Source organism: Paenibacillus sp. 1781tsa1, from assembly GCF_024159265.1.
Taxonomy (GTDB): Bacteria; Bacillota; Bacilli; order Paenibacillales; family Paenibacillaceae; genus Paenibacillus.
On the sequence record NZ_JAMYWY010000001.1, the window covers coordinates 3,366,395 to 3,393,125 of the forward strand.

Genomic DNA, 26,731 nt, shown 5'->3' on the forward strand with positions numbered 1-26,731 from the left:
AGTCGCATAAATAGATTGCGGCTTTTTTTTGTTTTAAGAACGTCTTGTAAACACCTTTACATAACAGCAGATGATTCAGACGCCTTATTTTTCTTCGCAAGTGGCTTTTTCCTCAAAGTTCGATCATATAGATACGGTTTACCGTGATATTCCCGTGCATGCTTTTGTTTTTGCTTTTTATGTATATCAACTTTAACCTCCAAATTAGCAACGTTGCTCTGGAATTCAGAAGCAATTCGTTTGCACCATTTCAGTCCACTTTCTTCTGATGCACTAAAATGAACGCGTAACAGATATCCATTCACCGTTAATTCAAATTTGTATAAATTCATGATATGTATCCTTTCCAGGTAGAGATTATATACTGCACAAAATACGTTAATCTGATTATAACAGGAACATACGTTCTGTAAAAGTGATATTTATGATTTCTACAATCCAAGAAGGTTCGCGAGACTCCTTCGCAATTTTTCGTTTAATGGTAAAATATCTAAAAATGGTTCATGTTGGGGGATACGCATGTATAAACTGATGATCGTAGATGATGAATTGCTCATGCGGGTTGGAATTCGTTCCATGCTGAATTGGGAAGAGTACAATTTCTATGTTGTTGGTGAAGCGGGAAATGGAAAAGAGGCATTGAGCCTTGCGCTTGAAGTGATGCCTGATCTAATTATTACAGATATCAAGATGCCGATTATGGATGGGTTGCAGCTTATACAAGAGGCCTCCTGCGTACTGAAAACCTGTAAGTATGTCATCCTGAGTAATTTTGACGAATTTCATTATGTGAAAGAGGCGCTAAAACTTGGTGCTTCAGATTATTTGATTAAAAGCGAGATCACCGAATCCTCCCTTATTGAACTCCTGAGCACTGTTGGACAGAAACTGCAAAGTGAACATGTTCACCCAACCAACACACCCTCTATAGCACAGGATTATTCCAAGAGCATAAGATATCTAAAGGATAGTTTCTTCCAAGATGTTGTAAGCGGATTCATCAGTGAGGAGGATATCGTCTCCAAAGCAGAAGAACTGCATTTTCGTATACAATCGGACCAGCTCGTCGTCATCAAATTCATCGTGAACTATTACGAGGATGCAAAGCGGAAATATGTCGAGAAGGGGGAAAAGCTGCTCCGATTTTCGATTCTTAATATTATGGAAGAGATCATTCCATCGAAGTGGGAGAAGGAGATTTTTGTTGAAAGTTCTTCTGAATATTGGGTGATCGTCAATGTACTTCCTGAGAGCCAAACGGTACATGCAGACTTAAATAAACTATGTAATAAATTGCTGTCTTCCATTAAGGATTTTATGAATCTTTCGCTCACGGCTGGGGTAAGTACAATGGTTCCCGACTTCCTTCACATCAAAAAGGCCTGCCAAGAGGCGGAAATAGCTCTACAAGAAGGTTTCTTCACAGGTAGCAATCAGGTATTGTATTACGAGCATATGCTTCAATCTCCAGATCGACATGAAGTTAAGGGAGCTTTAAGCCCGCAACAAGAACGAGATTTGTTGAAGTTGTGGGTAAGCAAGGACAATAAAAAAGCGGAGGAATTCCTTGAAGGAATCCGATCCAATCTGGAGCAGCTACGAGCGGATGAGAATAGCATTCGCAAGCAATATATCATGGTAATGGAAACGATACACTCCCATCTATCCCGAGCTACGGAAAGAGGTGCACCTTCGTTAACAGAGAAATCGCCATATGAAATTGTTCTAAAGGGGGAGTATTGGGAGGATATCCACCAAGATATGCTTGCTCATATTGCGTATTACTTCCAAACCGATTCCCAAATCAAACAGGAAAGCACCTACACCGATCTCGCCACTGAATTGATCGACAAGTATTATGCGGAAGATATCTCATTGCAAAGTATCGCTAGCCAAATCAGTGTGAATCCGTCGTATCTCAGCCGCGTGTTCAAACAGGAACGAGGAGAGAACTTTATCACGTACTTGACCCGAGTTCGGATTGAACATGCCAAGGCGTATCTATTGAGCAGAGGAATGAGAGTGTATGAAATCGCAGAAAAGGTGGGCTATCATAATTACACGTACTTCAGTAAGATTTTCAAAAAATCGGTAGGGGTCACTCCTGAGGAATATCGCGAATTACAGCAGGGATGAATGTAATCGGTGAATAGAGGTGCAGCATATGAAGCATGTTCAGCCCTTCCAAATTAAGCACAAAATTATGGTGATCTGCATGACCGTCATTATCCTTCCCGTGTTGGTGATGACAATCAATTCGTATTACTCCTCAGAGCGTTTATTGGCACAGAATTATACAACGTTATTAAACGATCTGGCCAAACAAACGAATATTCGCATTGACGAATTCCTCAAGGAGATTGAGAAAATCACGTTGCTAGCCAGCAATGGCCTTAGTGACAATCTGTCTGCGACTCATGAAGGGAGTTTTCCGATCCAGGATTTCCTGCGAGAGGGTGATGAACAACATGAGATTGCCGCATACAATATTCTGATGAATTATATCATGATGAAAGATCGCGTATTTTCCATCTACCTCTACAATATGAACGGGGGACAGGACCTTTTTGTCAGCCCACATCAACCCATTGATCCGAACTTCAAAGTAGCGAACGAATTATGGTTTAAAAAGTTCATGCATGATGATGATCGAACCATTACCCTCACAACACGAATCGATGAGCAATTGGAGAATAAAATACTGGCAGTGTCGCACGCTCGCAAAATTCATGATGTGTCTAGTGGAAAGCTGCTTGGTGTAATCGTTGTCAGCATTGATATCAAATTCATCGAAATTGTCAATCGAAACTTGCAGGAAGGGCTACGCTCCAGATTCATGATCGTTGATGAGGATGACAAGATCGTATATAACGTGAACGAACGATTAATCGGGACATTGTTCCGGGACAACGTTCGTCCACCTGAATCACTCAATGTCGTGGTGACCAGTCCCCTCAGTCAGCAAAAATGGACAACTTACTTATATATGCCTTTGGATGAGTTGACTGCTGATGGCAAAATATTGGGACGTAATCTGGTGACGCTCGCCATAGTCATTGTTCTTTTTGCTGCCGTCATATCGATCTTTCTATCTCACGTGATCACAACTCCCATTAAAAAACTGCTACGGAATATCGCTCTAGTTGAGAAAGGACAGTTTGAACAAGTCGAACCTATTGGCTCAAGAGACGAGATAGGACATTTATCCATTCGATTTAACAGAATGTCTCACGAGTTGAAGCGGTTGGTCGAACGGATGCAGCAGGAAGAGATAGAAAAAGCCAAGGCCGAGATGCGTGCGCTCCATGACCAGATCAAGCCTCATTTTCTATATAACACCCTTGGGTCGGTGAAATGGATCGCCTCGATGCAACAAGCTGACAAAATCGTGGATATGACTGATGCCCTAATCTCGATGCTCCGCTATGCCACAAAATCCGATGGAACCCTCGTAACGATTCGTGAGGAACTCGATAATATAGCAAATTATGTAACGATCCAGAATGTCAGGTACTATGATTGTATTCAGATGAGATATGAAATTGAGGATAGAGTGTTGGATTATCGGATGCCCAAAATGATCCTGCAGCCCATTGTGGAGAATGCAATTTTTCATGGCCTGGCCGAGCTAGAGGAAGACGGAATCATCACCATTCGGATTCAACTGCGGATGGATGAAGTTGTCATTGAAATCTGCGATAATGGCGTTGGTATGGATCATCATACGATGCAGAACCTCATGGAAGAAAAGTCCGGTGCAGGTACGGGAACAAATGGGATTGGATTGCATAATGTGCAGCGGCGAATTCAACTTCATTTTGGGAAACCTTATGGAATACAGGTGGAGAGTAAAGTAGGTGAAGGTACCAAGTTCTCCATTCTGTTGCCTGCCATCATAGAAGCCAAATAGTCATTCATGCTTTCAATTATGCATTTCATAATGCGGTACAGCGATCATAAACATAAGTTTAGATAGAACCAAAGGGCTTGCAGATGAACTGCAAGCCCTTTGGTTTACCCCTTGACGCTACCTAGCACCAAACCTTTGGTGAAATATTTCTGTAAAAACGGATACACGAGTAAAATCGGAATGGCACCCAAAAACATTTGAGCTGCGCGTCCCGTTCTGGCGTTCATCATGGATAACAGCTGCGTATAATCCGAGCCGGATTTCAGCATAATTTGCTCAAAACTTTGCAGAAGGGTCTGCAGGTAGCTTTGTAATGGATAATTGGCTGGATTGTTCATATAGATAATGCCATCGAACCACGAATTCCAGTGGGCAACGATACTGAACAAACCAACTGTTGCGAGAGCGGGCTTAAGAAGTGGGAGCAGAATCCGAAGCAATACCTGAACTGGACCAGCACCATCGATAATGGCTGATTCTTCAATCTCCTCGGGCAAACCCCTAATGAAATTCATGAGGATAATCATACTGAATACGGGGAGAGCCCCGGGCAGGATCAGAGACCATATGGAATCAATTAGTCCCATTTTGACGACCACGAGATATGTTGGAATTAATCCTCCACTGAATAACATGGTTACGATGAAAAATCCCATATAGATATTACGCCCCATCAATTTTTGTTTTGATTTGGAGAGGGGATAGGCCGTGAGTACGATCAGAACCAGATTCACCAACGTTCCGATAACGGTTCGTTGAATGGCTACCCAGAGAGAGGAGAAAAATGATCCTCCCGTTAATGCAAATTCATAGGCTTTTGTCGTAAATTCCACAGGCCAGAACGTAACACTCCCCGCAGATACAGCTGCGCTGCTGCTGAATGAAACAGCCAGCAGGTTGATAAACGGCAGGATACATAGGAGAGAAATTAGAAGCAATATAGTGTAGTTTAAGATAAGAAATACACGTCTGCTCATACTTTTATCATGGATCATAATGTGAGTTCCCCCTTCTTAGAAGATACGATAACCAGCCACTCTGTAAGCCAGAATGTACGAGACAGCAACGAGAATACTGGAAATAATCGATTTGAATAACCCGACAGCGGTACCAATCGAATACTGTGCCTGTTGGATTCCCAATCGATATACATAGGTATCAATAATATCACCAGTCTGATAGACAACAGGGGAGTAGAGATTATAGATCTGGTCAAAGCCAGCATTCAGTACATTTCCTAGCGACAGTACAGTCATTAAGACGATCGTTGGCATGAGGAGAGGCAAGGTAATATAGATGGTTTGCTTCCAGCGTTTGGCGCCGTCAATTACTGCGGCCTCGTAGAGTCCTGGATCAATACTGGTCAGGGCTGCCAAATAAACAACCGTGCCAAACCCGAAGCCTTTCCATATGTCACTCACAATCATCGTCCAGGGAAATATAGAGGGTGTGCCAAGAAATGAGATCGGTGCAATCCCGAATACGCTTAAAAAGGTATTGATAATGCCGTCCGAGCTCAGTATGTCCAGCATGATGCCAGCCATAATGACCCAAGAGAGGAAATTCGGAATATATACAAGGGTTTGAAATGTACGTTTGATTCCACTGTGCAGTACCTCGTTAAGGAGTAATGCGAAAATAACGGGCACGATTATCCCACCGATAATCTTGAAGACAGACATGTACAGTGTATTCCAGATGGTTCTTACGAAGTTCGGCTGATTAAATACGTGCGTAAAATTATCCCATCCCACCCATGGCGAGTTGAAGCCGAGTCCCGGATTGTATTTCTGAAACGCGATAATAAGTCCGTAGAAAGGAATGTAACTAAAGATGAAGACCAAGACCAGGCTTGGGATCAACATGAGATGGTAAGGACTCTGCTGCTTCCATTTTCTCAACATTCATATTCCTCCGTTCATCGTGCGGGAAATGTAATCGCTACCAAATAGAGGGGTGAGATCACCCTCATCCCCTCTTTATGAACGAGATTATTTTGCCCCATATGCCTCATTGACTGCCTGGGTTGCATCATCGCCTCCGGCTGCACGCCAATTCTGGACAATCACATCGAAATAATCGATACTTTCGCTACCCATAATGATCTTGGTGAAGCCCTCCGTCAGGATATCATCCAAGGTTGTTCCATAGCTTGACAGGATCTCTGGTGTAACACCCCATAAGGCTGTCTTCGTATAGTTTTCGCTGTCGAGTACTTTTTTGGCAAGTCCATACGCATTTTTGGGAGCACCTTGTTGCAAATAATCACCGACTGCTCCTGGAGTTGCGTTCTCCATGAATTCAACACTGTTATTATATTTTTGCCACATACCCGAAGTCGTAAGTCCACTGGTATCCTTGGATTCAAGGGCAGCCGACACCGCCTCAAATTGCTCGTAATCTGAATTCGGATTCAGTACACGGAATGCACCGACAACATGGGCAATATCGTTATCCAGCAAAGCAGATAGCGTTTCTGTAGATTCCTTGCCATTGCCTTCATCCACGATATAAGCATAGTCGTTCAAAATCTGGATCACTTTCTCGGGGTTCTTGAATCCCTTCTTCATGACAATATAATTGTTGTTGGCGAAAAAGATGGATTGTTTGGCTTCCTTCCCATCGACGCTAGGAATGATATAAGGATAGAAGATAGCGTCTTTACCCAGATTGGATACGGTATCGACACCCGGATTATAACCCCACCATTGGTAATAAGGCTGCATTCCGACTTTGCCAGCCACGATATCCGCGTTCATCGCATTAAAGTCTTTGATTGCAAATTCCGGATCAATAATGCCTCGCTTGTACCATTCTGACCACTCCGCCAGCGCATTTTTCATCTCAGGCTGTACAGATCCGTATACGAGTTTGCCACTGGCATCTTCCATCCACATATCTGGATGTGCATTCCATGCAATAGCGAGCAGGTTGAGGTAATCTAATGATTGATCTACCGCTATACCATAACCGCCGTGTTTTTCCATGAATTTCAGTGCGATATTCTTGATGTCTTCCACAGATTTCGGGTCCTGGAGCCCTAATTCTTCTTTCCAGTCGTTCCGAATCCAGATGAAGTCTGGTTGTTCAATTAATCCCCAGTGCATCTGCGGTATGCCGTACAGCTTGCCGTCCTTTTTTCCGGACTCGTAACTGTCTGCATCCGCTTCCATATAACCTTTGAGTCGATCCGAAGCGTGTTGATCAAATACTTCGGAGAGGTCCATGACCATATCTGCTTCGACCAACTGTCTCAGTTGTGATGGATTAACTCTAAATACGTCAGGAAGATCGTTCGATGCTATAGCCAAATTCAATTTGGTATCGTATTCATCGCTGACCCAGTCTGTTTTCACATCGATATTGAACTTCTCTTTGTATCGCTTAATCCACACATTGTTGGTGATATCATCGCCCTTTGGATATTTGGCAGAAGAGTATTCTGATGTTACGGTGTGAATGGTTGTCGTTCCAGCCTCGTTGGAATCCGGGTCCGTAGTTGGATCTTTCTCGGCACCGTTTCCACTGCTACAGGCAGCGAGTAATAAGGTTGACATGCACACAGACAAGAGTAAAGCTTTCGTTTTCTTGTTCATTTCTTTTCCCCCTTATCAGTCCTATTTCAATAACGCTTTCTTGAAAATATTCTAAACGAGAAAGGGGAAAGGGGATATAAAGGTTATTGACCAGAACCCATACGTTTTTTTACTTTTGAGTCGTAGCGAAGAAAAGCTTAATAAGCTTTGTGCACTTTTTTTACTTTATACGCCTTCTTTTTTTACTCATGTCTCCAAAAATTGCTTTAGATGACGATCGATAACGAGTGAATCCACTTCGTTAGCTCCAATCCCGAAGCAGTGTCCCCACTTGGACTCGATGGGCTGAAAAACAGCATTCGGCATATGTTGAACATCATACGCACTGTCTTCTGGAGTGAAAAACAAGTCACTGGACCCTGGCATAACGAGTGCAGGAGCAGTGATCTTGCTTAAAGCCTGTTCGAAGTTGCCGTCATCTACGGGATTATCACTAATGTCTCCATATATTCCTGTACGAAGCATGGTGATTAAGTCGTTAGCATCAAAGGATAGAAACACCTTGTCCCAGTAATCTTCTACATAAGATTTCAAAGAATCGTAACCTTCGGATTGATACAATTTCTCCAAATAGTACGCCTGCGAAAATCCCCATGGAGCATAAACTCTCCCCATTGCAGCGAGACCAGCAACCGGAGGGCGCTCATATCGGCCATTTTTAAAATTGGAATCTGCCTGTAACGCCGCGATCATTGCTTCGAATACCAACTGTGTATGGGGTCTACTTTTTGCTGTCCCGCCAAATGGGGCGATCCGTTCGACCATATCGGGATAACTCGTTCCCCATTGAAAAACCTGCATAGCACCCAAAGACCAGCCCACAACAAGTTTGATATTGGAGATTCCAAATTTTTGAGTGATAAGTTGATGTTGGGCACGCACGTTGTCATACATGGAGATGAGAGGAAAGTTCTCTCTATCAAATGGGGCAGGAGTATTGCTGGGAGAGGACGATAATCCGTTACCTAACATATTAGGCACAATGATAAAATACCGACTGGGGTCCAGCGCCCTGTCCGCTCCGATTAACCATTCATTATCAGTGTGAAGTCCAGCAAACCATGTTGGGACGACAATAACATTGTCTTTTGCCGAATTTAGGTTTCCATAGGTCTTGTAAGCGATAAAGGCTTGAGGGAGCTGTTGTCCCGATTGAAGTAATGTATCTCCAAGGTTATATGTTTCATAATCGTTCATAGATTGATTCTCCTTATAAAATAGTAATAACTTGATTTCACTCTACAATACGTCTATTATCAATTCAACGAAACGTTATCGAACATATCATTCATTTATTTTGAACTTAGGAGGTGCCTGATTCATGGAAATACGCCAGTTAAAAACCTTTTGGACACTTGCATCGACTTGCAGCTTTAGTCAAACTGCTGAATTTTTGAGCTATGTACCCTCTACCATAACCATGCAAATCAAATCGCTGGAAGAAGAGCTTGGGGTGAAATTGCTGGATCGATTAGGCAAAAAGGTCGTGTTAACGGATGCTGGCCAACAGTTTCTGCCTTACGCCACTAAGATATTAAACGATGTAGAGGAAGCAAAGTGCATATCCAGTCAGCACGGAGAATTGGCGGGAACGGTTGTGATCGGAGCAGACGAGGTGCTGTGTGCATATCTTCTTCCAGCCTTGTTCAAACGCTTCCGAGCGGACTATCCTGGTGTACGGTTATTGTTCCGCCCCTTGTCTGGGCAAGAGCTTAAATCGAGTCTGAGAGAAGGGCATGCCGATGTCGTTTTTGTATTGGATGAGCCTATGAATTCCAAAGACCTTCAGTCAGAGTTTTTAAAGGATGAGACCTTTCAAATGGTGGTTTCTCCCGATCATATGTTAGCATCGCGTTCCGCGTTGGTCATTGATGACTTCCACAAACAGCATTTTTTGCTGACCGAAAAGAACTGTTCGTATCGCACTTATTTTGACCAATCCATAACGAAGAAAGGTGCAGATGTTCTGACAGAGCTGGAGTTTCATAGTGTAGAAGCCATTAAACAATGTGTTGTGGCTGGTCTAGGGATCGCTTTATTACCTGAAATGGCTTTGAAGAAAGAGTTGAGCGATGGGGAAGTGGTTGCTCTGCCGTGGGATTTATCAGATGTATCTTTTTCTGCGCAAATGCTCTGGCATCGAGAAAAATGGATTTCTCCATCCATCGCTGCTTTCATCCAAGTCGCTAAGAGTGAGTTGAAATGATTGTTCAGAATTTGTTTAGATGTATATGTTAAAATACTCTTCATGGAGATCGTAAAGTTAAATAGAATCAACCTTCAACAACTTGATACAGACATATATGGGGGATTAAAAATGGAAAGAAAGATTCGAAATTCTGCAAAAGCATTGATCATCAAAGATGGAAGGATGCTTGCAATGAAGCAGGATGATCATGATGAAGTGATCTATATCCTGCCGGGCGGGAGCCAGAATGCAGGTGAGACATTGACCGATGCTGTGAAGCGTGAAGTCGGAGAAGAAATCGGAGTAGAGGTAGAACCGTTATCATTGGAATTCGTTATTGAAGGTGTATACGGTGAAGCTCTTCATCGTGTAGATTTTGTTTTTTTGTGCGAGTACATAGGTTTGATGGACCAAGATAGTTCTATTCTGCCGAGTGACGAAAATCAAGTGGAATATGAATGGCTTGAAATTAAAAATATAAACGAACTACCTTTATTTCCTTCAAAATTACGAAAGCAGATTCTTAGATTGGTTGGGGGAGAACCAACGGTTATGTATTTAGGAAATGAGGAAGATGAGGAACTGTATGGTTAGTTGTGTCTAACACATTGAAGCCGAGAATGAATATGAAGTGATTCATAAACAAGCGGCAGTCTTGTATTTACATAAGGAAAGGCTATTTCAAGGACGTGATGGTCCAGTGAAATAGCCTTTTTTGCCGTTAAGCAAAGTGTACTGATCAATTCAAATATGACCATCTAGACCAAGAGGTTACATAAGGCTAGGCCAGCCAAGGCGAGGTGTTATATATCTTGTTCCTTCACACCTGCTGTCATATGTTTCTGACCCCACATGACCATGGATTCAATTAAAGGAACCAATTCCTTGCCCGATTCGGTGAGCGAATATTCCACTCTCGGTGGTACCTCGTTATATTGCTCCCGATGCACGATGCCGGAATGAATCAAATCCTTCAAACAGTTCGTTAGCATCGTTCCGGTAATACCAGGCAATCTTCTTTTTAATTCATTGTAACGTATACAGTCATTTTCACTGAGGATCGCCAGGATCGGAAGATTCCACTTGCCTCCAATGACCTGAAATGCATAAGTCGCTGGACATAACTGATCGAAATTAAACTCGTATTTCACTTGATACCCTCCAATAGTATACTTTTTGATACTAAGTCAGAAAAAGAATCGTACTTGTTCAAAAGATTGTAGACAATATAATTAAACTAACACAATGAAATCAATTCATAAAGATAAAGGCGGGATAAATGTGAGTAATGAATCTATGATGTGTGATCTGGAAACAGGCATATGTGGTGTGAGCGAAGAAGAGGCTATGCAAGAAATTAATCTGAATCACGTTGAGAAAAGGGTAACCATTTATTACGCAACAGATCCGATTTGCTCTCACTGCTGGGCGCTAGAGCCGGTGCTTCATCGGTTGGTTGAGGAATACGGTCATTATTTTACGTTGCAAATCAAAATGGGTGGGCTACTGGCTAACTGGAATGGTTTCTCGGATGGCGCTAACGGAATTCAGAAGCCTTCGGACGTTGCAGGGCATTGGAGGGAAGTGGGTGAACATTCACGTATGCCCATCGATGGTTCCTTATGGCACGATAATCCAATACTTTCTTCCTATCCGCCATCTCGCGTATTTAAGGTCATTCAGAGTACACACCCTGGTAAAGAGCATGAATTTTTAAGACGTGCGCGTGAAGCCGTGTTTGCATTTAATCAAAATATTGGAGAAGATGATGTGCTGACGGATATCGTCAATCAACTGGGTTTGAATGGAAAAGAAGTGGTTGACGCAGCTGCACAGCAATCTGCACAAGATTTATTAGAGGAAGACTTTGAGCGTGTTGCTGGTTTGGGAGTTAGAGGTTTCCCATCCATTATCATTGTAAATAAAGAGAACCAAGGGATGAAAATTGTCGGAGCACGTTCTCTTGAAACATATGTGCAAGCACTTCAGCAGGTGCTGGTTGTTGATCTGAAACCAAAACAGATACCCTCGTTGCAGCAGAAAATCGATGAGGGACACCTTCTTTTTTCTAAAGAAATGGAGGTCATGTACAATATCGAAAAGAGTGACATTGCATCATATGTGAAATCTGAATTGGCAGAGCACACATATCGTATCGGTCACATCTTGAATGAGATGTATATTGAGCAGATCTGAGGCAGGAAAATACAAAAACCTCGATCCGGTGTGATTTTGAATATACGCAGGCTAGATGGAGTGAATCTAACGGGCATGTCACATATGTGGCTTGCCCGTTTTGTGTATCATTGAGTAATAAATACGTTTAAACTAAACTTACTTTTGACCTGGACCAGAGCTGATACTAATAAGCACATCATAAGCTATAGGGAGACTTGATCACGAAACTTCAAACCATTCAAGTAAGGAGTGTTGGGCTTCAGATGAGGAAAATTATTCAGTTTCCGTTGGTATGGATGTTTACAGGAGCATTTATTTTGGTAGTGTTTGGCTCAATGTCTAGCAGGATATTTATTGGTTCAGATGGCTTCATATCTATTGTGCATGCCCTGGCTGGAGGTGTTCTCTTCATCGCTATATACTGGCTTATCATGAGATTTCTGGCAGGTCAGCGCAACGTTGAAGAGATACATAGAAAAAGGGCAGGAACCGAGACCATTTTTGGTGCTTTTGTTGGACTGATTTTTATTGGGGTTTCTGTAGGTGTCATTGTTTTGCTTGGGGGATATACGTTCACATGGTCTACCGAACACTCCATCACGCCCATATTCGCTTTGGCGATTAGTTCGGCTATTGTAGAAGAGTTGGTGTTCCGTGGTTTGTTCCTGCAAGCGATGGAAAGACTGATCGGAAGCTGGATCGCGTTGGCCGTAACTTCGCTCTTTTTTGGTTTAGCCCATCTCGCTAACCCCGGAGCCACCATCTGGAGCTCTATCGCGATATTCATAGAGGCAGGTGTGTTACTGGGGGCAGGCTTCTTGTGGCGGCGAAACCTGTGGTTTGTCATGGGACTCCATTTTGTATGGAATGCGTTTGAGGGCATGTTAGGTATACCGGTTTCGGGCATGGCCTTGGACGGTTTATTTGAAGTTCAAATGACAGGTTCAACACTTCTGACTGGAGGAAACTTCGGCCTTGAAGCCTCCATTGTACCGATGTTCGTCAGTCTACTGATTGCAATTCCTATGCTGATTAACGCTTACAGGAACGGCAATATTATAAGTAAGAAGAGAAAATCCTCTAAATCACTTCATCCCCCCCAATAAAATGAGTAGATTCATTGTAACACGACTTCGAAAATAGAAATCAAATCCAAAGCAGGTCAGCAATATGACTTGCTTTTTTGTACATCTGCGAAAAACTGATTTGAATTGAAAACGAGGCTTGACCTTGGGTCAGGCCTAAGGTTTATGCTATGTGTAGGAAGAACAGCGAAGGTGGAGATGACAGTGAATGCTGAAATTACAATTAGCGAATTGGCCAAGCTGATGCACGTATCGGTACATCAAATTCGTTATTTTGAGGAAAAGGGAGTGTTGCATCCAGCTTACACAGCTGATAATCAGTACCGAATGTATGGCATGGATGAAGTGTACCGGCTTGCCCATATTTTATTGCTGCGCAAGATGGGGCTGTCCGTTCAAGTGATCAAAGAATGTCTGACACGTCTTACTCCCGAAGAGATCACACTGCTCTTTCATCAGGCACTGACCGATACCGAAGCTGAGATTAAGAAACTTCAGGAGACCAAGCATTTTATGGAGAAGTTATTGGAGGAAAAAGCACATCTTGCAGATCCGGTGGAGACAGCATGTCACATCATTCAGCGCGAAGCCACGCCGCTATCACTATGGTTTGAGATGGAGGCTACTGCCACGCTGAATGCGCAGACACTTGTACAGCACAAAGGCAAGATCACCAATCTGTTTGAAGAAGATCTCCATTATGTCTACGATTCGTCCGGCATCGTAGGCATGTACACTCCCACTCAGGAAGGAATGCATCATCTGATGCTGCCAGCGGGTACGTATCTGTCCTGTCATCTTTTTGTGGAAAATGAAGAACAACTGGCTGCTCACATTCAGCATTTTTATGCTAACGCCGAAGAGGCGGGATATGTCTGTCAGGGGCCACTACTCATGGTGGAAAAATCGTATTTATCGTTGTTCACACCCCACAAGCTTCATTATGAATTATTGTCACAGATCATAACAGAACAGGAGGTTGTCTTATGACACATCTCGTTCAGATTGAGCGCATCCAGCCTGATGGTTACAAAATAGCCAGCGAACTGATGGCTTATGGATTTGGACATAAATTCCAGAGATCCACTGCAATATCCTCGTCAGATCTGGCTGCAGCCTTTGAACAGATGCTGCATCATGTTCCCCAAGATACTGGAAATCTGCGCGTGGTCGCACGAGAAGACGATGTCATTGTGGGCACGATGTCGTTGAAGTGGAAGCCAGGCTCTCATGAACAGATCGCTGGAAAGGTGAGAGGTTCCCAGGTGTGGGACGCTTGCAATCACATCGGCGCTTGGAGACGCCTTCTGATGTTAACGGGAATTCATTTGCTGAAACACGAACCTGTGATGCAGGAATGTTACATCGCGGATATCGTTGTGCATCCACAACATCAGAGTAAGGGAATCGGCAGACAATTACTCGCCTGGGCGCAGCAATACATGCTGCAATCCCCTCAGATGTCGTATCTCAGTCTGCATGTGGCAAGTCACAACCTGAAAGCCATTCAGATGTACGAACGTCTGCAGTTTCACACACAAAACAGTACAAAAAGCTGGATGACCGACATGCTTCTCGGTGAACAACAATGGAATTATATGACCCGCAAAGGAGACGAACATGCTTCAACGTAAAAGAATCTGGATTTCACTACTCGTCTTCATTTTATTAATTGTGGGTACAGGAACGTACATTATTGTGCAACAGGACTACAGTATGGTCGAACAACACATCGAAATTCAAACCCCACAAGGCAAACTGACAGGTACACTGTCTCTGCCTAAGAACGAATCAGGCAAGCTGGGACTCGTGCTTTTCATCCATGGGGATGGTCCGATTGATTCGACACATAGCGATGGATATAAGCCATTGTGGGAGCGCCTTGCTTCCATAGGATACGCTTCGTTGTCGCTGGACAAACGCGGCATAGGTGGATCCGAAGGCAACTGGCTGAATCAAAGCATCGATGATCGCGTAGTTGAAGCCGAGCAAGCTTTCGCTTGGGCGAAAGAGCAACCGATGATTGATGGTTCCAAGATTGGTGTGTGGGGAGCAAGTCAGGCGGGGTGGGTCATTCCCAAGCTTGCAGGCAAGGAAAATCTCGCATTTAGTATTCTCGTTTCTCCAGCGATCAATTGGCTGAGACAGGGAGAATACTACACACGGAGTCAAATGGCCAAGGATGGATTTTCGGCCACTGAGATACAAGCACAGGTGGATTACAATAACAAGATTAATGATGTGTTGAAACGTCATGGTTCTTATGAGGAATACATTAGGCTTGCACGTCAAGGTGAGGAGAAGATGATCAAGGATCGTTGGAACTTTGTGAGCAAAAACTTCACAGTGGATGCAACGGTGGATTTGCACAATTTCAAAACACCAGTACTGCTATTGCTTGGAGAAGATGACGTCAATGTCGATATCAAGGATACCGAGAGTGCATATCGTCAGGAAGTCAAGCCGTCGTACTTGCTTCACAAGAAGATTTTTCAAAATACGGAGCATTCGATGCTTCCTACATCCATTGCAGGCTCGGAATGGAGAATGGGGCTGAGATTCCTGTTTGCTCCAAGAAGTATTACCACCCCTGGGTATATGGACGAGATTGAACAATTCCTGACCAAATTGGCGTTATAAAGAGAACAGGTTGAGCACCGATTTTATATTGAAGTCGCTATTATCACGTTCTTTTATTCATTTCATTCGATGAAATATACATATAGCAGGTTGGCGATGATATGGGTGGTCTATTCAAATGTTCATAATCCATGAAATCGGAAGGAATATCTCTTACATGTCTTGAAGTCGTTATAATAAAATTCTGGAGGCGAACGAGATGCTGGAATTAGAGTTTACCACTTTAGAGGAGTGGGATGAAGCAATGTGGACACGGATGGAGCGGATCTATCATGAAGCCTTTCAAAGCGGTGCGAAGACAAAAGTGATTCTGCGCAGTATGCTAGACCGAGGGGTTGGTTATTTACATACGGGCGTGCATCAGGGAAAAGTGGTTGCGATGGCTGTTACTGGACTGGTGGGGAAGGCTGTGGACCGCATTCTGATCATTGACTACCTCGCAGTTGATCAGAAGCTGCGCGGGTTGGGCATAGGAACCTGGATGCTGGAGCAGCTCAGAGCCTGGGCGTTAGGGGAACATGAAATCAAAGGGATACTTATCGAGGCAGAGTCCGGGACAACGGTGGCTCATCAGGAACGCATTCAGTTCTGGCAACGCAATGGGTTCATTTTGACCTCCTATGTCCATCAATATAGAATGGTGCCAGAACCATATCAGGCAATGATGCTGCCACTGGACAGAAGCACGCATGTGCCTGATGATGGTGAGGCACTGTTTCGTTATATCAATGCTTTTCACAAGGTTGCTTACCGGAAGAGTTAGCCACCTCAAACTATTTCACAATGAAGACGGGCAGAGTGAACAGGCCAGGGACATCTTAATTCGATTAAAAACAATGGATGCGATCTGCGCTCCTTGCAGAAATTGAACGCAGATCGGGTCATTGCGAGCGATCAATTCAGTACGCTCAGGAAGCAGTGAATGCCTCGAACGGCGTCGAGCGTTATATGCTGGTTAAAGAGAGTATGAAAGATATAACGCCGCACCTGAACATATATACATACGTCATCGGATCACATATTGTGGCTTGTGGAGAAACGACTTGGACTCAAAACAAAGCGAAGTGTGCACCAGCTAAATTACGTGCGACTGAATTCAATGAAATGATGAGAGAACGGAGCATATGCGGAGGTTGAGGTAGGAGATGGAAAAGGTTCCACAAAGCAATCTTTCCATTCAATTTCGGCACACGGATGTACTATTCGCACAGGCAAGTCGTCCACCCATTGCGTAGACTGAAGTAGATCAAGTCAAGTGAGGTGAATTCCATGGCTAAAACCAGTGAAATACACGTCCGGGTGAAACGGCTCAAGGATCGCCCGGTCTGTGTGACTCTTCATAATGGCGAAACGTACGTCGGGTACATCTCTGGCGTTAACGGCGAAGGCGTAGTGCTTACCGGGGGCGGAAAGCTTACTCAGGCCGCAATCACAGCACCCTCATCTGAAGGCAGTGCTCGCAAAAGCAAACCTAAAGCAGAGGCTACAAGAAAAACAGCATCCTCTCGAAACCGTAAACGGATGAACAACACACGTAAGTCGCAAGTACGATCCCGGTCAATGTCTCGCTCAACGTCTAGGCAAGCCCAGGTATCATCTTTCATGCCTATGTTAGGTTCATTGTTAGGTGGTGGCTTTGGCGGACTTGGCGGTGCAGGCTCGATTGGAGGTATGTTAGGCGGTGGTATGCGGTTATTTGGCATGATCCAGCGGTTTACACCTGTAGTCAAAATGGGGTATGGCATGATTAAGCAGATTCAGCCATTTATGGGCGCAGTTCAAGGGCTGATGACTCCAGCAAGCCAAGCTGCGGCAGAAGCCGAAGGTGAAGAGGAAGCACAACGAGGATAATACTTGAAATGAAAATCGTGAAATAGAACACAACCCTTCGTTGTATTTGGGAAGGAAGGATTGCTAGTGTAATGGGTGATCTGATCTCTTTCTGTTCTGTTCCTTATCTTCTTCTCTGTTCTGTTTCAGCTTCTTCGCTAGATGCTTTACTGCAAGCTGCTCTCCGTACGGCAAACGGAGGGTGGCTTATTTGTTTATGCTGTATATGAGGTTCGAACAAGCTCGATTTCGCATGCTTGCTCAATGCTAACCAACCTCAGAAACCTTATTCGGGTCTATATCAAGCCATTAAAATTCTAACGAACATGGCACACCCTATTTGCTGCAAATGCAAGATATAGTGTGAAAAAGGGGCTGATTCTGCAGCATAACTTCTCCTGTGTTTGTTAAATTCCTTCGTTGCAAGTATAAAAATGAGGTTTCAAATACGCCTCTAACATCTTACTTTGTTACCATGTAGTTCGACCGATCACTGTTATACAGTAAAAACACCGCGCGCAGGGAGCTGCACGCGGTGCGAAAAACAATTCTGATCCAGCAGAGTAGGAGCAAACGCTATTCCGCTCTGATTATGCCTGTTTGGTTTTCAAACGAATGACGTTCCACGACGCTTTGTTCAGTACAGCTTGCACTTTACCTTGATCTACGGTTGTGTGCCCGCCGTTGTGAGGAAGAACGTTGCGTGGGTTTTCTTTGGTATTGGTGGCTTTTAAGTCGTTGTTCTCCAATACGATATGCTCCACAAATGTGGTTTCTCCGAAGGAACGCAGATCCACATTCAGTTCCAATTGCTCATCCAGATGTCTGTTCACCGCAAAGATCGTGATCGTGCCGTTCTCTTCATCATGCACACTGATCGCTTCGAGATAAGGAACATCTGTAAAGTCTTTGGAATCATATTTAGGTGAAGTTGTGATGGATCTCAATACTGTACCACGACCGAAGTTGGATGCGTGCATGAACGGGAAATACGTCGTCTGGAACCAGATTGCTCCGTTATTTTCTGTCATGATTGGTGCAATGGTGTTAATCAACTGAGCAAGGCAAGCCATTTTTACACGGTCGGCGTGCTTGAGAATGGTAATCAGGTAACAACCCACGGCTAGTGCATCTTCATGCGTGTATACATCTTCAAATTCAGGAGGAGCAATCTGCCAGCGTTCTTCCATACGGCTTGTGCCAATGGATTTCCAGACATTCCATTCATCCAGGGACAGCATCAATTTCTTTTTACTGCGTTTTTTGGCTTGTACAAAATCACAGATCGAAGCCACGCTATCAATAAATTGATCCAAATCCAGCGATGTCGCCAGGAAATCATACGTGTTGTCTTTGTTGTTATTGTAATACTGATGCAGGGACAAGTAGTCTACATTTTCATAGGTGAGATCGAGTACAGTTGCTTCCCAATCTGCAAATGTCTTCATGTCACGGCTGGAGCTGCCACATGCAACGAGTTCAATCTCTGGATCAACCCATTTCATCGCTTTGGCTGTTTCGTTCGCAATACGACCGTATTCATATGCAGTCATTGCACCAATCTGCCAAGGGCCGTCCATTTCGTTGCCAAGACACCAGGTTTTGAATTTATGCGGGTCCTTGTAACCATGAGAGATACGCAGATCACTCCAGTATGTGCCGGATGGGTGGTTGCAGTACTCAATCAGGTTTCTGGCCGCATCAATACCGCGAGTACCCAGATTTACAGCCATCATCACTTCGGTTCCAACCAGTTTGGCCCAGTCCGCAAATTCATTCGTTCCCACTGCATTCGTTTCAATCGTCCACCAAGCGAGTTCAAGTCTGCGTTTGCGCTCGGCTACCGGACCAACGCCGTCCTCCCAATTGTAACCGGATACGAAATTGCCGCCCGGATACCGAACGATGGGTACGTTCAGAGCCTTGATCGCTTCAATGGCGTCCTGACGGAAACCTTGAGCATCTGCCGTGGGATGACCTGGATCATAAATACCGCCGTATACGGCCCGTCCCAGATGTTCTATAAATGAACCATAGACACGTGGATCTACTTCAGCAATCTGAAAGTCTTTATCAATAAGCATTTTGGATGTAAGCAATGGGAAAACCTCCATAGAATTAATTTTAGGTGTGTAATAAACTTTATTTCGAGATGAGTTCGCATAAAAGCAAAATCAACTGATTGATTTGTTATCTAATGTGTATCATAATGCTATTATATTGAGCAAGTTCATTTCGCAGGGTTCGCTAAAAAACGAATCCTAAATCAATAATATATTGAATTCTATAGAGATAAGGAAGTGAAGGTCATGATGCTTGGCACGGATGCCCCGTCCTTGATCATATATGAGGCGCTCGCCAGCGAGGCCCGTTTAAATATCGTTCGTTTATTATTGCAAAACAGGGAGATGCATATTAATGCGCTTGCCAAAGAGCTGTACCTGAGCAAAGCCATCGTTAGTACACATGTAAGCAAATTGCAGAAAGCGGGCATCGTAGGCAGCCGCATGAAGCGCGAGAACGGTGGAACGTATAAATACTGCTTTATTCTGCAAGAATTTATGACTATCAATCTTTCTCCTGACCCAGTAGATGCTCCTTACCATGAAGTCTCTATTCCGGTTGGTCAGTATACGGATTACGAAGCTTGGCCCACCTGTGGCATTGCAACAACAACGCAAATGATTGGACAATATGACACACCAGCCTGCTTCATGGATCCGGATCGGGTGAACGCGGGAATCCTTTGGATGGCACGAGGTTTTCTGGAATATAAGATTCCCAATTATCTCAATACAGAACAGCATCTCCAGGAAATTGAAATTTCACTCGAACTCAGTTCGGAAGCACCCCAAGTCAATGAAAACTGGCCTTCCGACATTCGCTTCTCACTTAATGGCAATCACTTGGGAACATGGACAAGCCCAGGGGACTTTGGGGATCGGAAAGGCAAGCATACACCGCTATGGTGGAAATTGGACGTCAACCAGTATGGTGTACTGAAAGTACTGCGCATTAACGGAGAAGGGACGTTTATGGATGGCCAGCGCATCTCGGATGTGCGTATCCATGATCTGCAACTGGATTCTTCCACCTACTGGACGTTTGGATTGAAGCCGGAAGAGGGAGTAGCTGGCCGAGGTGGGCTTACCCTGTTTGGCAAAGGTTTTGGCAACTATGATCAGGATATCCTGATTCGGTACTATTATAATGCTCAGGAAAACCAAACTTCGGATGAATAGGATATGCGATTTCATGTTAGTTTATATAGAGGTAATCTCCATATGAACGAAGTGCATAACAATTCCAGAGTAATGGTATTGACAACGATTACATGGCTGGTATAGAATACAGCTAAATAAGGAGTGTCACTGATTCGATCAGGCACCACCACAATCTGGATTTCACAAGTTTGTTTGACTTGTGTTCTGGATCATGGTGGTGCTTTTTGTATATTGGGGGTGAGAACATCATGAGGTTCAAAAAATCGTTAAACAATAACATCGCCCTGGCGGAAGACACGGAAGGTTGCGAAGTCATTGTCATCGGAACGGGTGTTGGCTTCAAAAAAGTGAAAGGACAGCCGATTGAGCAGAGCCAGATCCAGAAAATGTTCAGAATCGGCTCGAATGACAAATATCAGCGAGTCGAGCAATTTCTCAGCGATATCCCTCTGCAAGTCATCGACATTACGGATCAGATTATTGAAGAAGGCAAGACGCTGATTGGAAAAAAGCTGAATGACTCGATCCTGTTAACACTGGCGGACCATATTCATTTTGCGCTGGATCGTTTCAAAAAAGGCGTGGATGTGCAAAATCCGCTTCACTGGGACATTCGCCATCTATATCCTGCCGAATACCGTGCCGGAGAATGGGCAGTTCAAAAAATCAATGAAGCTTTTCTGGTCTCACTGCCATCTGGTGAATCAAGCTCTATTGCCCTTCATTTCGTGAACTCTCAATTCGACTCGGGCAGCATGAACCAAACAATTAAAATTACACAGATGATTAACGACATTATAGGGATCATGACGGAACATTTCGGAATGGTACTGAATCAGGAATCTGCTGATTTTTCCAGGTTCATCACCCATCTGAGATACTTCATTGTACGTCAGTTGAACCGGGAAGTGCTCTCTTTTAAAGATCAGCAATTTCTATATGATGTATTGTCGGAGCGATATCCTATCAGCTTCCAATGCGCACTCAAAATAAAGGAGGCGATGGAGAGGCAACGCGGATTCGTGATTACTCCCGATGAGATGGTATATCTCATGATACACATCGAGAGAGTGACATCCCGTACCGATATGGATTAATCTCAATACAACCTGTTTGAAGTTATACCATCATCAATATGAATTGAATATGGAGTGTTACTGATTCGATCAGGCACCACCAAATGTTTCCGACTCCGCATCTGCGGCGGGCCGGTAATACATTTGGTTTTTTTTTCGCCAAAAAAGGAGGAAGCATCATGAATCACCGGGAGTTGTCCAAAGAAATTATTCGATTAACGGGCGGACAGGAAAATATTACGCAAGCTTGGCATTGTATCACACGACTTCGCTTCAATGTTCGAGAGCAAAACAAAGTTCAATTGGAACAGATCAAAGCACTCGATGGCGTGCTCGGTGCACAGTTTCAGAACGATCAGTTTCAAGTGGTAATTGGTAACCAGGTTGCAGCCGTATATGAGCAGATCGAGGATCAGATGAAGCATAGTGGCATATCAAAGCCTGAAACAGACGCGCCGCGCTCTAAAGGGATTAATGCTGTTTTGGATACAATCTCCGGCATTTTTACTCCGATTCTGCCTGCCATCGTAGGTACCGGGATGTTAAAGGGGATTCTGGCACTGCTCGTTACACTTGGCGCGATACAGGAGAAAAGCGGGGAGTATCAAGTTCTGTCCTCAATCGCTAATGCGGCCTTTTATTTCTTGCCTTTCCTTCTGGCTCTATCATCTGCCCGCAAGTTCAAAGTGAATGAATATATCGCCCTGACGCTTGCAGGTACTTTATTGTATCCAACGATTCTGAATGCGTATCTGGCAAACCAGCTTGAACCAATTCGTTTTCTCTCGCTGCCCGTGTCCATTGTGAATTATACCCAGTCCGTTATTCCCATTATTCTGGGTGTGTGGCTTCTGAGTTATGTACATCGCTGGGTCGATCGTTTTATTCCCGGTCCTGTCAAAGTCATCTTTACCTCGATGATTGTGCTAGTCATCACGGTGCCAATTCTATTAATTGCGATTGGCCCCCTAGGGAATTACATGGGCATCTATCTGGAAATGGGTACTTCCTGGCTCTTTGCCCATTCAGGTCCGTTAACCGGCATTATTCTCGGCGGCCTCATGCCTCTGATTGTTATGACGGGTATGCATTATGCGTTCTTCCCAGGCACATTGCAGAATCTGAGCAAACTTGGATATGACGTGCTTTTGCTGCCGATCAACCTGATAACCAATATGAGTCAGGCTGGTGCAGTCACGGCTGTTTTCCTTAAGACCAAAGATAAAAAAATGAAATCCATTGCTTTATCCAGTGGCATATCCGCCTTGCTTGGTATTACTGAACCCGCACTGTATGGTGTCACCTTGAAGCTGAAAAAACCGTTTTACGCTTCACTTATTGGTGGGGCAGCAGGGGGTGGCTTTATTACCGCAGTGGGTCTGAAATGCTTCGGTTTTGCTGTACCAGGATTGCTCTCACTTCCGTTATACATTGGCCCGAATGGTGGCATGTCTAATTTCTGGTATGCATTAATCGGAATTGGCATCAGCTTTAGCGTTTCTTTCGTAGTGACTTTGCTGCTCAAGTGGGAAGAGCCAAATACACGCAATTCCGCCATGTCCGACTCAGCACAAACATTAACCGAACAGGAACTGAATACAACTACTGCCTTTTCTCAAGAAACGGTGACACCTGTCACAGTACATTCCATCGCGGAAAAGAAGGGAGAGGTGTTCAGCCCGCTCACTGGTGAATTGGTGCCGCTCGCAGAGCTTCCAGATCAAACGTTTGCTGAGGAAATGACCGGGAAAGGTATTGCAATTCGTCCGCAGGATGGACGTGTTACAGCTCCTTTTGACGGAACCGTCACGTTGGTCGCCAAAAGTAAACATGCGATTATGCTGACCTCATCCAGTGGAATTGACATTCTCATTCATGTTGGACTAAACAGTGTATCGCTCAAAGGGAAATTTTTTGACGTGAAGGTTGTTGCTGGACAAGAAGTGAAGAAGGGTGATTTACTTCTGGAATTTGATATGGATGGCATTCAGGGTGCGGGTATTGACCTTGTGACACCAGTCATCGTAACCAATACGCCGGATTACCTCGATGTAGTACCTGTTCAGGTGAAGGGGGTGATTCCAATGAATGAATTGCTTCTCCTCACCGTTCGTTAACAGCTTCATGAATACCATACACAAAAAAAGGAGAGAAACAACATGACAAAAACAATTAAACACTCATTTCCTAAAGGATTTTTATGGGGCGGAGCTACCGCTGCCAATCAGCTGGAAGGTGCATATGACGCAGACGGCAAAGGACTCTCTACCTCAGACATGGCTCCATTCGTTCCTCATGAGGAGCGCAATGGCAAGGATTTCACCTTCGACGTCGATTCTGTTCAATTGGAAGAATACCTGAGCGGTAACACCAACGTATATTTCCCGAAACGGAACGGCGTGGATTTCTACCACCGCTACAAAGAAGACATTGCCTTGTTTGCGGAGATGGGCTTCAAAGTGTTTCGTCTTTCGATCGCGTGGACACGGATCTTCCCGACAGGAGAAGAATCAATTCCCAATGAAGCGGGTCTTGCCTTCTATGATAACGTGCTTGACGAACTTTTGAAATACGGCATTGAGCCGCTTGTAACGATCTCTCACTACGAGATGCCCGTAGAGTTAACCCGCAAATACAACGGCTGGGAAAGCCGCGAGATGATCGATCTGTATCTGAAATTTGCCAATACGCTGTTTGACCGTTACAAAGACAAAGTGAAATACTGGATTACCTTCAATGAAATGAATATGATGCTGACAAGTCTGTATACTGGCGGCGGCATTCTGGAAGATAAAATTAAGGGTACACCAGAGCAGGTAGCCTATCAGGCAACTCATCATCAATTTGTTGCAAGCTCACTGGCTGTCAAAAGTGGTAAAGAGAAGATGCCCAATGCTCAGATTGGCTGCATGATCTGTCGTCTGGAAACGTATGCTGCTTCTAGTAAACCGGAAGATGTGTTGCAGACGATGAAGGAAGATCAGATGAACCTGTTCTACCCAGAGGTACAGGCACGGGGCGAATACCCATCCTATATGCAAAGATATTTTGAGGAAAACGGCATTGAACTGGTTAAAGCTCCTAACGACGATGCCATTATTCGGGATAATACCGTGGACTTTATTGCTTTCAGTTATTACATGACGTATATCGGAAAATATGACCCCAATGACAACAGCAACTCTGGTATGCTGGTAAGTCAGATCAAAAACCCTCATCTGAAAGCTACCGAATGGGGATGGCCTATCGATCCGATTGGTCTTCGCGTCGCGCTGAACCGATTGTATGATCGTTACCGGATGCCGCTCTTCATCGTTGAGAACGGGCTGGGTGCTATCGACACACCGGAAGAGGACGGGGCAGTCCATGACCCTTATCGCATCAATTACTTGCGTAGCCACATTGAGCAGATGAAAGAAGCTGTCGCTGACGGCGTTGAATTGATGGGTTTCACTAGCTGGGGGCCTATCGATATCATTAGCTGCTCGACTTCTGAAATGGGCAAACGTTATGGTTTCATATATGTAGATCAAGACAATGCTGGCAAAGGTTCGCTTGAAAGAACTCGCAAAGACTCCTTCCACTGGTACAAACAAGTTATTGAAACAAACGGAGAAACGCTGTAATTATATAAAATTTTACACGCCGCCCATATGGGCGGTCTTTATTTTTCACTAGTCAAATAAGGGATAATTACGTAAAATTGTTTTATTCAAACAAGAGGAGTGAATTCAATGTCTAACAAGGTGATTATGCTTTAGGTTCACAAAAGGATATTTGCGTTACAGAGATTCCTTTTGTGGACATTGCAGTGCGGGAAACCGTCCCGACAATGTTTACTGGAGGAGATCATGATTAACTTTAACGAGGCTGTTAACATTAGCAATACACATGTACTGTCGCTGGTATCCGAGCTGTTTCATCTGGAGGGTTACCACATTCAGCTTATTCCGCCTCATGAGGGTGGACGGAATGTCGTTTACACCTGTGAGCAAGAGGGGTTCCAGTCGCTAATTCTACGAGTTTCTTTTTTGCCTGACCGAAAGCGGGAAGATTACATTGCCGAACTGGAGTATATCCGGTATTTATTTGATCATGGAGCCAGCGTTTCGAATGTAGTGAGTTCCAAGAATGTCCATCTGCTGGAAGAGATCACTGATGGTGAGCATACGTTCTTTGTATGCCTGTTTAACAAGGCCAAGGGAAAGTTGCTGGTAGAGAACCATTATCAGTATCGTGAAGGGGTACCACTTACGGAATACTACTATAATAGCGGTAAAGTCCTGGGTAAAATGCATCAGCTATCCAAAAGCTATGCTCCTGTTCATCGCAGGCATCATTTTTTTGACAAATATAATACGGAGTATATCGAGAGGTTGGTCCCTAAATCATTCTCTTTGCTCAGAAGCAAAATGGTGGAACTTCTCCAAGCGGTAAAAGAAATGGGGTCGAGCCAGGAGACATTTGGCATGATTCATTTCGATTATAATGACGGGAATTATTCGATCGATTTTGATACCGGTCAAATCACCGTTTATGATTTCGATAATTCATGCTTCGGTTGGTATATGTATGATCTGGCAGATCTATGGACACACGGAGTCGGCTGGGTTCAATTTGAGCCGGATGCGGACAAACGCAAACAGTTCATGGATGACTATTTCCAAACCGCCCTTGCTGGTTATTCTTCCGAGACCAAGATCGAAGATTCGATGTTGGAGAAGTTGCCTTTGTTTATCCAAGTCACCCTCTTGGAGAACATTTTAGGTCAATTTGAAGAAATGCAGCGTGCCGGCGAAGAACCGGAAGTTGACGAAGAAATGTTGTATCTCATTAAATGTTTGGAAGAGGATATACCGTATAAAGGATTTTTCCATGAGATGTATTCCACTGAAGCTCCCTTTGAATATGAGGAACGCTGAAGGGACGCACATCCAGACCATGAATAATTAATGATCAACCAAAACGAAGAGGCAGCTGGTTTACGGTCTGCCTCTTTGTTTG

General features: G+C 44.1%; 23 protein-coding genes. 16 read left to right on the forward strand and 7 right to left on the reverse strand.

Features of this window, described 5'->3' with window-relative positions; genetic code table 11:
* Window positions 1-56 precede the first annotated feature (56 nt).
* Window positions 57-332: a hypothetical protein gene (locus NKT06_RS14970; RefSeq protein WP_253435758.1), complete on the reverse strand. Its 276-nt coding sequence runs from the start codon at window positions 330-332 to the stop codon at window positions 57-59.
* 187 nt (window positions 333-519) lie between these two features.
* Here NKT06_RS14970 and NKT06_RS14975 point away from each other — a divergent pair, with 187 nt between their 5' ends.
* A complete protein-coding gene (locus NKT06_RS14975; protein ID WP_253435761.1) occupies window positions 520-2,136 on the forward strand; it encodes a helix-turn-helix domain-containing protein in 1,617 nt (538 codons plus the stop codon).
* A 28-nt stretch (window positions 2,137-2,164) separates the two neighbouring features.
* Window positions 2,165-3,910, forward strand: coding sequence for a cache domain-containing sensor histidine kinase (locus NKT06_RS14980; protein WP_253435764.1), 1,746 nt, complete (start codon window positions 2,165-2,167; stop codon window positions 3,908-3,910).
* 104 nt (window positions 3,911-4,014) lie between these two features.
* On the opposite strand, the gene NKT06_RS14985 is transcribed toward NKT06_RS14980, so the two are convergent.
* The 4 genes from NKT06_RS14985 to NKT06_RS15000 all read right to left on the reverse strand — a co-directional run bounded on the left by NKT06_RS14985 (window position 4,015) and on the right by NKT06_RS15000 (window position 8,703).
* Entirely contained in the window at window positions 4,015-4,905 is an 891-nt protein-coding gene (locus NKT06_RS14985) for a carbohydrate ABC transporter permease (protein ID WP_253435768.1), read from the reverse strand.
* A gap of 18 nt (window positions 4,906-4,923) precedes the next feature.
* Complete coding sequence (locus tag NKT06_RS14990) at window positions 4,924-5,814, reverse strand: ABC transporter permease (RefSeq protein ID WP_253435771.1); 891 nt, start codon at window positions 5,812-5,814, stop codon at window positions 4,924-4,926.
* A gap of 87 nt (window positions 5,815-5,901) precedes the next feature.
* Window positions 5,902-7,506, reverse strand: coding sequence for a type 2 periplasmic-binding domain-containing protein (locus NKT06_RS14995; protein WP_253435774.1), 1,605 nt, complete (start codon window positions 7,504-7,506; stop codon window positions 5,902-5,904).
* A 186-nt stretch (window positions 7,507-7,692) separates the two neighbouring features.
* Window positions 7,693-8,703: an alpha/beta fold hydrolase gene (locus tag NKT06_RS15000; protein ID WP_253435779.1), complete on the reverse strand. Its 1,011-nt coding sequence runs from the start codon at window positions 8,701-8,703 to the stop codon at window positions 7,693-7,695.
* A gap of 124 nt (window positions 8,704-8,827) precedes the next feature.
* On the opposite strand from NKT06_RS15000, the gene NKT06_RS15005 reads away from it, so the two are divergent.
* Together NKT06_RS15005 and NKT06_RS15010 are read left to right on the forward strand one after the other, a co-directional pair.
* Window positions 8,828-9,712, forward strand: coding sequence for a LysR family transcriptional regulator (locus tag NKT06_RS15005; RefSeq protein WP_253435782.1), 885 nt, complete (start codon window positions 8,828-8,830; stop codon window positions 9,710-9,712).
* Window positions 9,713-9,823: 111 nt separating this feature from the next.
* Complete coding sequence (locus NKT06_RS15010) at window positions 9,824-10,288, forward strand: NUDIX domain-containing protein (protein WP_253435785.1); 465 nt, start codon at window positions 9,824-9,826, stop codon at window positions 10,286-10,288.
* Window positions 10,289-10,497: 209 nt separating this feature from the next.
* On the opposite strand, the gene NKT06_RS15015 is transcribed toward NKT06_RS15010, so the two are convergent.
* Window positions 10,498-10,845, reverse strand: coding sequence for a winged helix-turn-helix transcriptional regulator (locus NKT06_RS15015; protein ID WP_253435789.1), 348 nt, complete (start codon window positions 10,843-10,845; stop codon window positions 10,498-10,500).
* Window positions 10,846-10,975: 130 nt separating this feature from the next.
* Here NKT06_RS15015 and NKT06_RS15020 point away from each other — a divergent pair, with 130 nt between their 5' ends.
* From NKT06_RS15020 to NKT06_RS15050, 7 genes are all read left to right on the forward strand, one after another.
* Window positions 10,976-11,890 carry a DsbA family oxidoreductase gene (locus NKT06_RS15020; RefSeq protein ID WP_253435792.1) on the forward strand — a complete coding sequence of 305 codons (915 nt, stop codon included), beginning with the start codon at window positions 10,976-10,978 and terminating at the stop codon, window positions 11,888-11,890.
* Window positions 11,891-12,135: 245 nt separating this feature from the next.
* Entirely contained in the window at window positions 12,136-12,978 is an 843-nt protein-coding gene (locus tag NKT06_RS15025) for a CPBP family intramembrane glutamic endopeptidase (RefSeq protein ID WP_253435795.1), read from the forward strand.
* Between the two features lie 177 nt (window positions 12,979-13,155).
* Window positions 13,156-13,947, forward strand: a complete 792-nt coding sequence (locus tag NKT06_RS15030) for a helix-turn-helix domain-containing protein (RefSeq protein WP_253442581.1) — start codon at window positions 13,156-13,158, stop codon at window positions 13,945-13,947.
* Window positions 13,944-14,591 (forward strand): GNAT family N-acetyltransferase, encoded by a 648-nt coding sequence (locus NKT06_RS15035; protein WP_253435798.1) that lies wholly within the window; start codon window positions 13,944-13,946, stop codon window positions 14,589-14,591. Before NKT06_RS15030 ends, NKT06_RS15035 begins: the two co-directional genes overlap by 4 nt.
* On the forward strand, window positions 14,578-15,597 hold the full coding sequence (locus tag NKT06_RS15040) for an alpha/beta hydrolase family protein (protein WP_253435802.1): 1,020 nt from the start codon (window positions 14,578-14,580) through the stop codon (window positions 15,595-15,597). Before NKT06_RS15035 ends, NKT06_RS15040 begins: the two co-directional genes overlap by 14 nt.
* Before the next feature lie 199 nt (window positions 15,598-15,796).
* The gene (locus NKT06_RS15045) at window positions 15,797-16,360 is read left to right on the forward strand and encodes a GNAT family N-acetyltransferase (protein ID WP_253435805.1); all 564 of its coding nucleotides are present in this window, start codon (window positions 15,797-15,799) and stop codon (window positions 16,358-16,360) included.
* Window positions 16,361-16,866: 506 nt separating this feature from the next.
* Window positions 16,867-17,448, forward strand: a complete 582-nt coding sequence (locus tag NKT06_RS15050; protein ID WP_253435808.1) for a hypothetical protein — start codon at window positions 16,867-16,869, stop codon at window positions 17,446-17,448.
* Window positions 17,449-18,017: 569 nt separating this feature from the next.
* Here the strand turns inward: NKT06_RS15050 and arfA are convergent.
* Window positions 18,018-19,511 (reverse strand): arabinosylfuranosidase ArfA, encoded by a 1,494-nt coding sequence (arfA, locus tag NKT06_RS15055; protein ID WP_301290366.1) that lies wholly within the window; start codon window positions 19,509-19,511, stop codon window positions 18,018-18,020.
* Between the two features lie 225 nt (window positions 19,512-19,736).
* On the opposite strand from arfA, the gene NKT06_RS15060 reads away from it, so the two are divergent.
* The 5 genes from NKT06_RS15060 (at window position 19,737) to NKT06_RS15080 (ending at window position 26,649) form a co-directional block, all read left to right on the forward strand.
* Window positions 19,737-20,669, forward strand: a complete 933-nt coding sequence (locus NKT06_RS15060; protein ID WP_133384811.1) for an ArsR/SmtB family transcription factor — start codon at window positions 19,737-19,739, stop codon at window positions 20,667-20,669.
* Between the two features lie 230 nt (window positions 20,670-20,899).
* Entirely contained in the window at window positions 20,900-21,748 is an 849-nt protein-coding gene (gene licT, locus NKT06_RS15065; protein WP_036615740.1) for a BglG family transcription antiterminator LicT, read from the forward strand.
* Window positions 21,749-21,906: 158 nt separating this feature from the next.
* Window positions 21,907-23,844: a beta-glucoside-specific PTS transporter subunit IIABC gene (locus NKT06_RS15070; protein WP_253435815.1), complete on the forward strand. Its 1,938-nt coding sequence runs from the start codon at window positions 21,907-21,909 to the stop codon at window positions 23,842-23,844.
* A 42-nt stretch (window positions 23,845-23,886) separates the two neighbouring features.
* Window positions 23,887-25,353, forward strand: a complete 1,467-nt coding sequence (locus tag NKT06_RS15075) for a glycoside hydrolase family 1 protein (protein ID WP_253435819.1) — start codon at window positions 23,887-23,889, stop codon at window positions 25,351-25,353.
* Between the two features lie 225 nt (window positions 25,354-25,578).
* Entirely contained in the window at window positions 25,579-26,649 is a 1,071-nt protein-coding gene (locus tag NKT06_RS15080) for a phosphotransferase enzyme family protein (RefSeq protein WP_253435822.1), read from the forward strand.
* The last annotated feature ends 82 nt before the right edge of the window (window positions 26,650-26,731 follow it).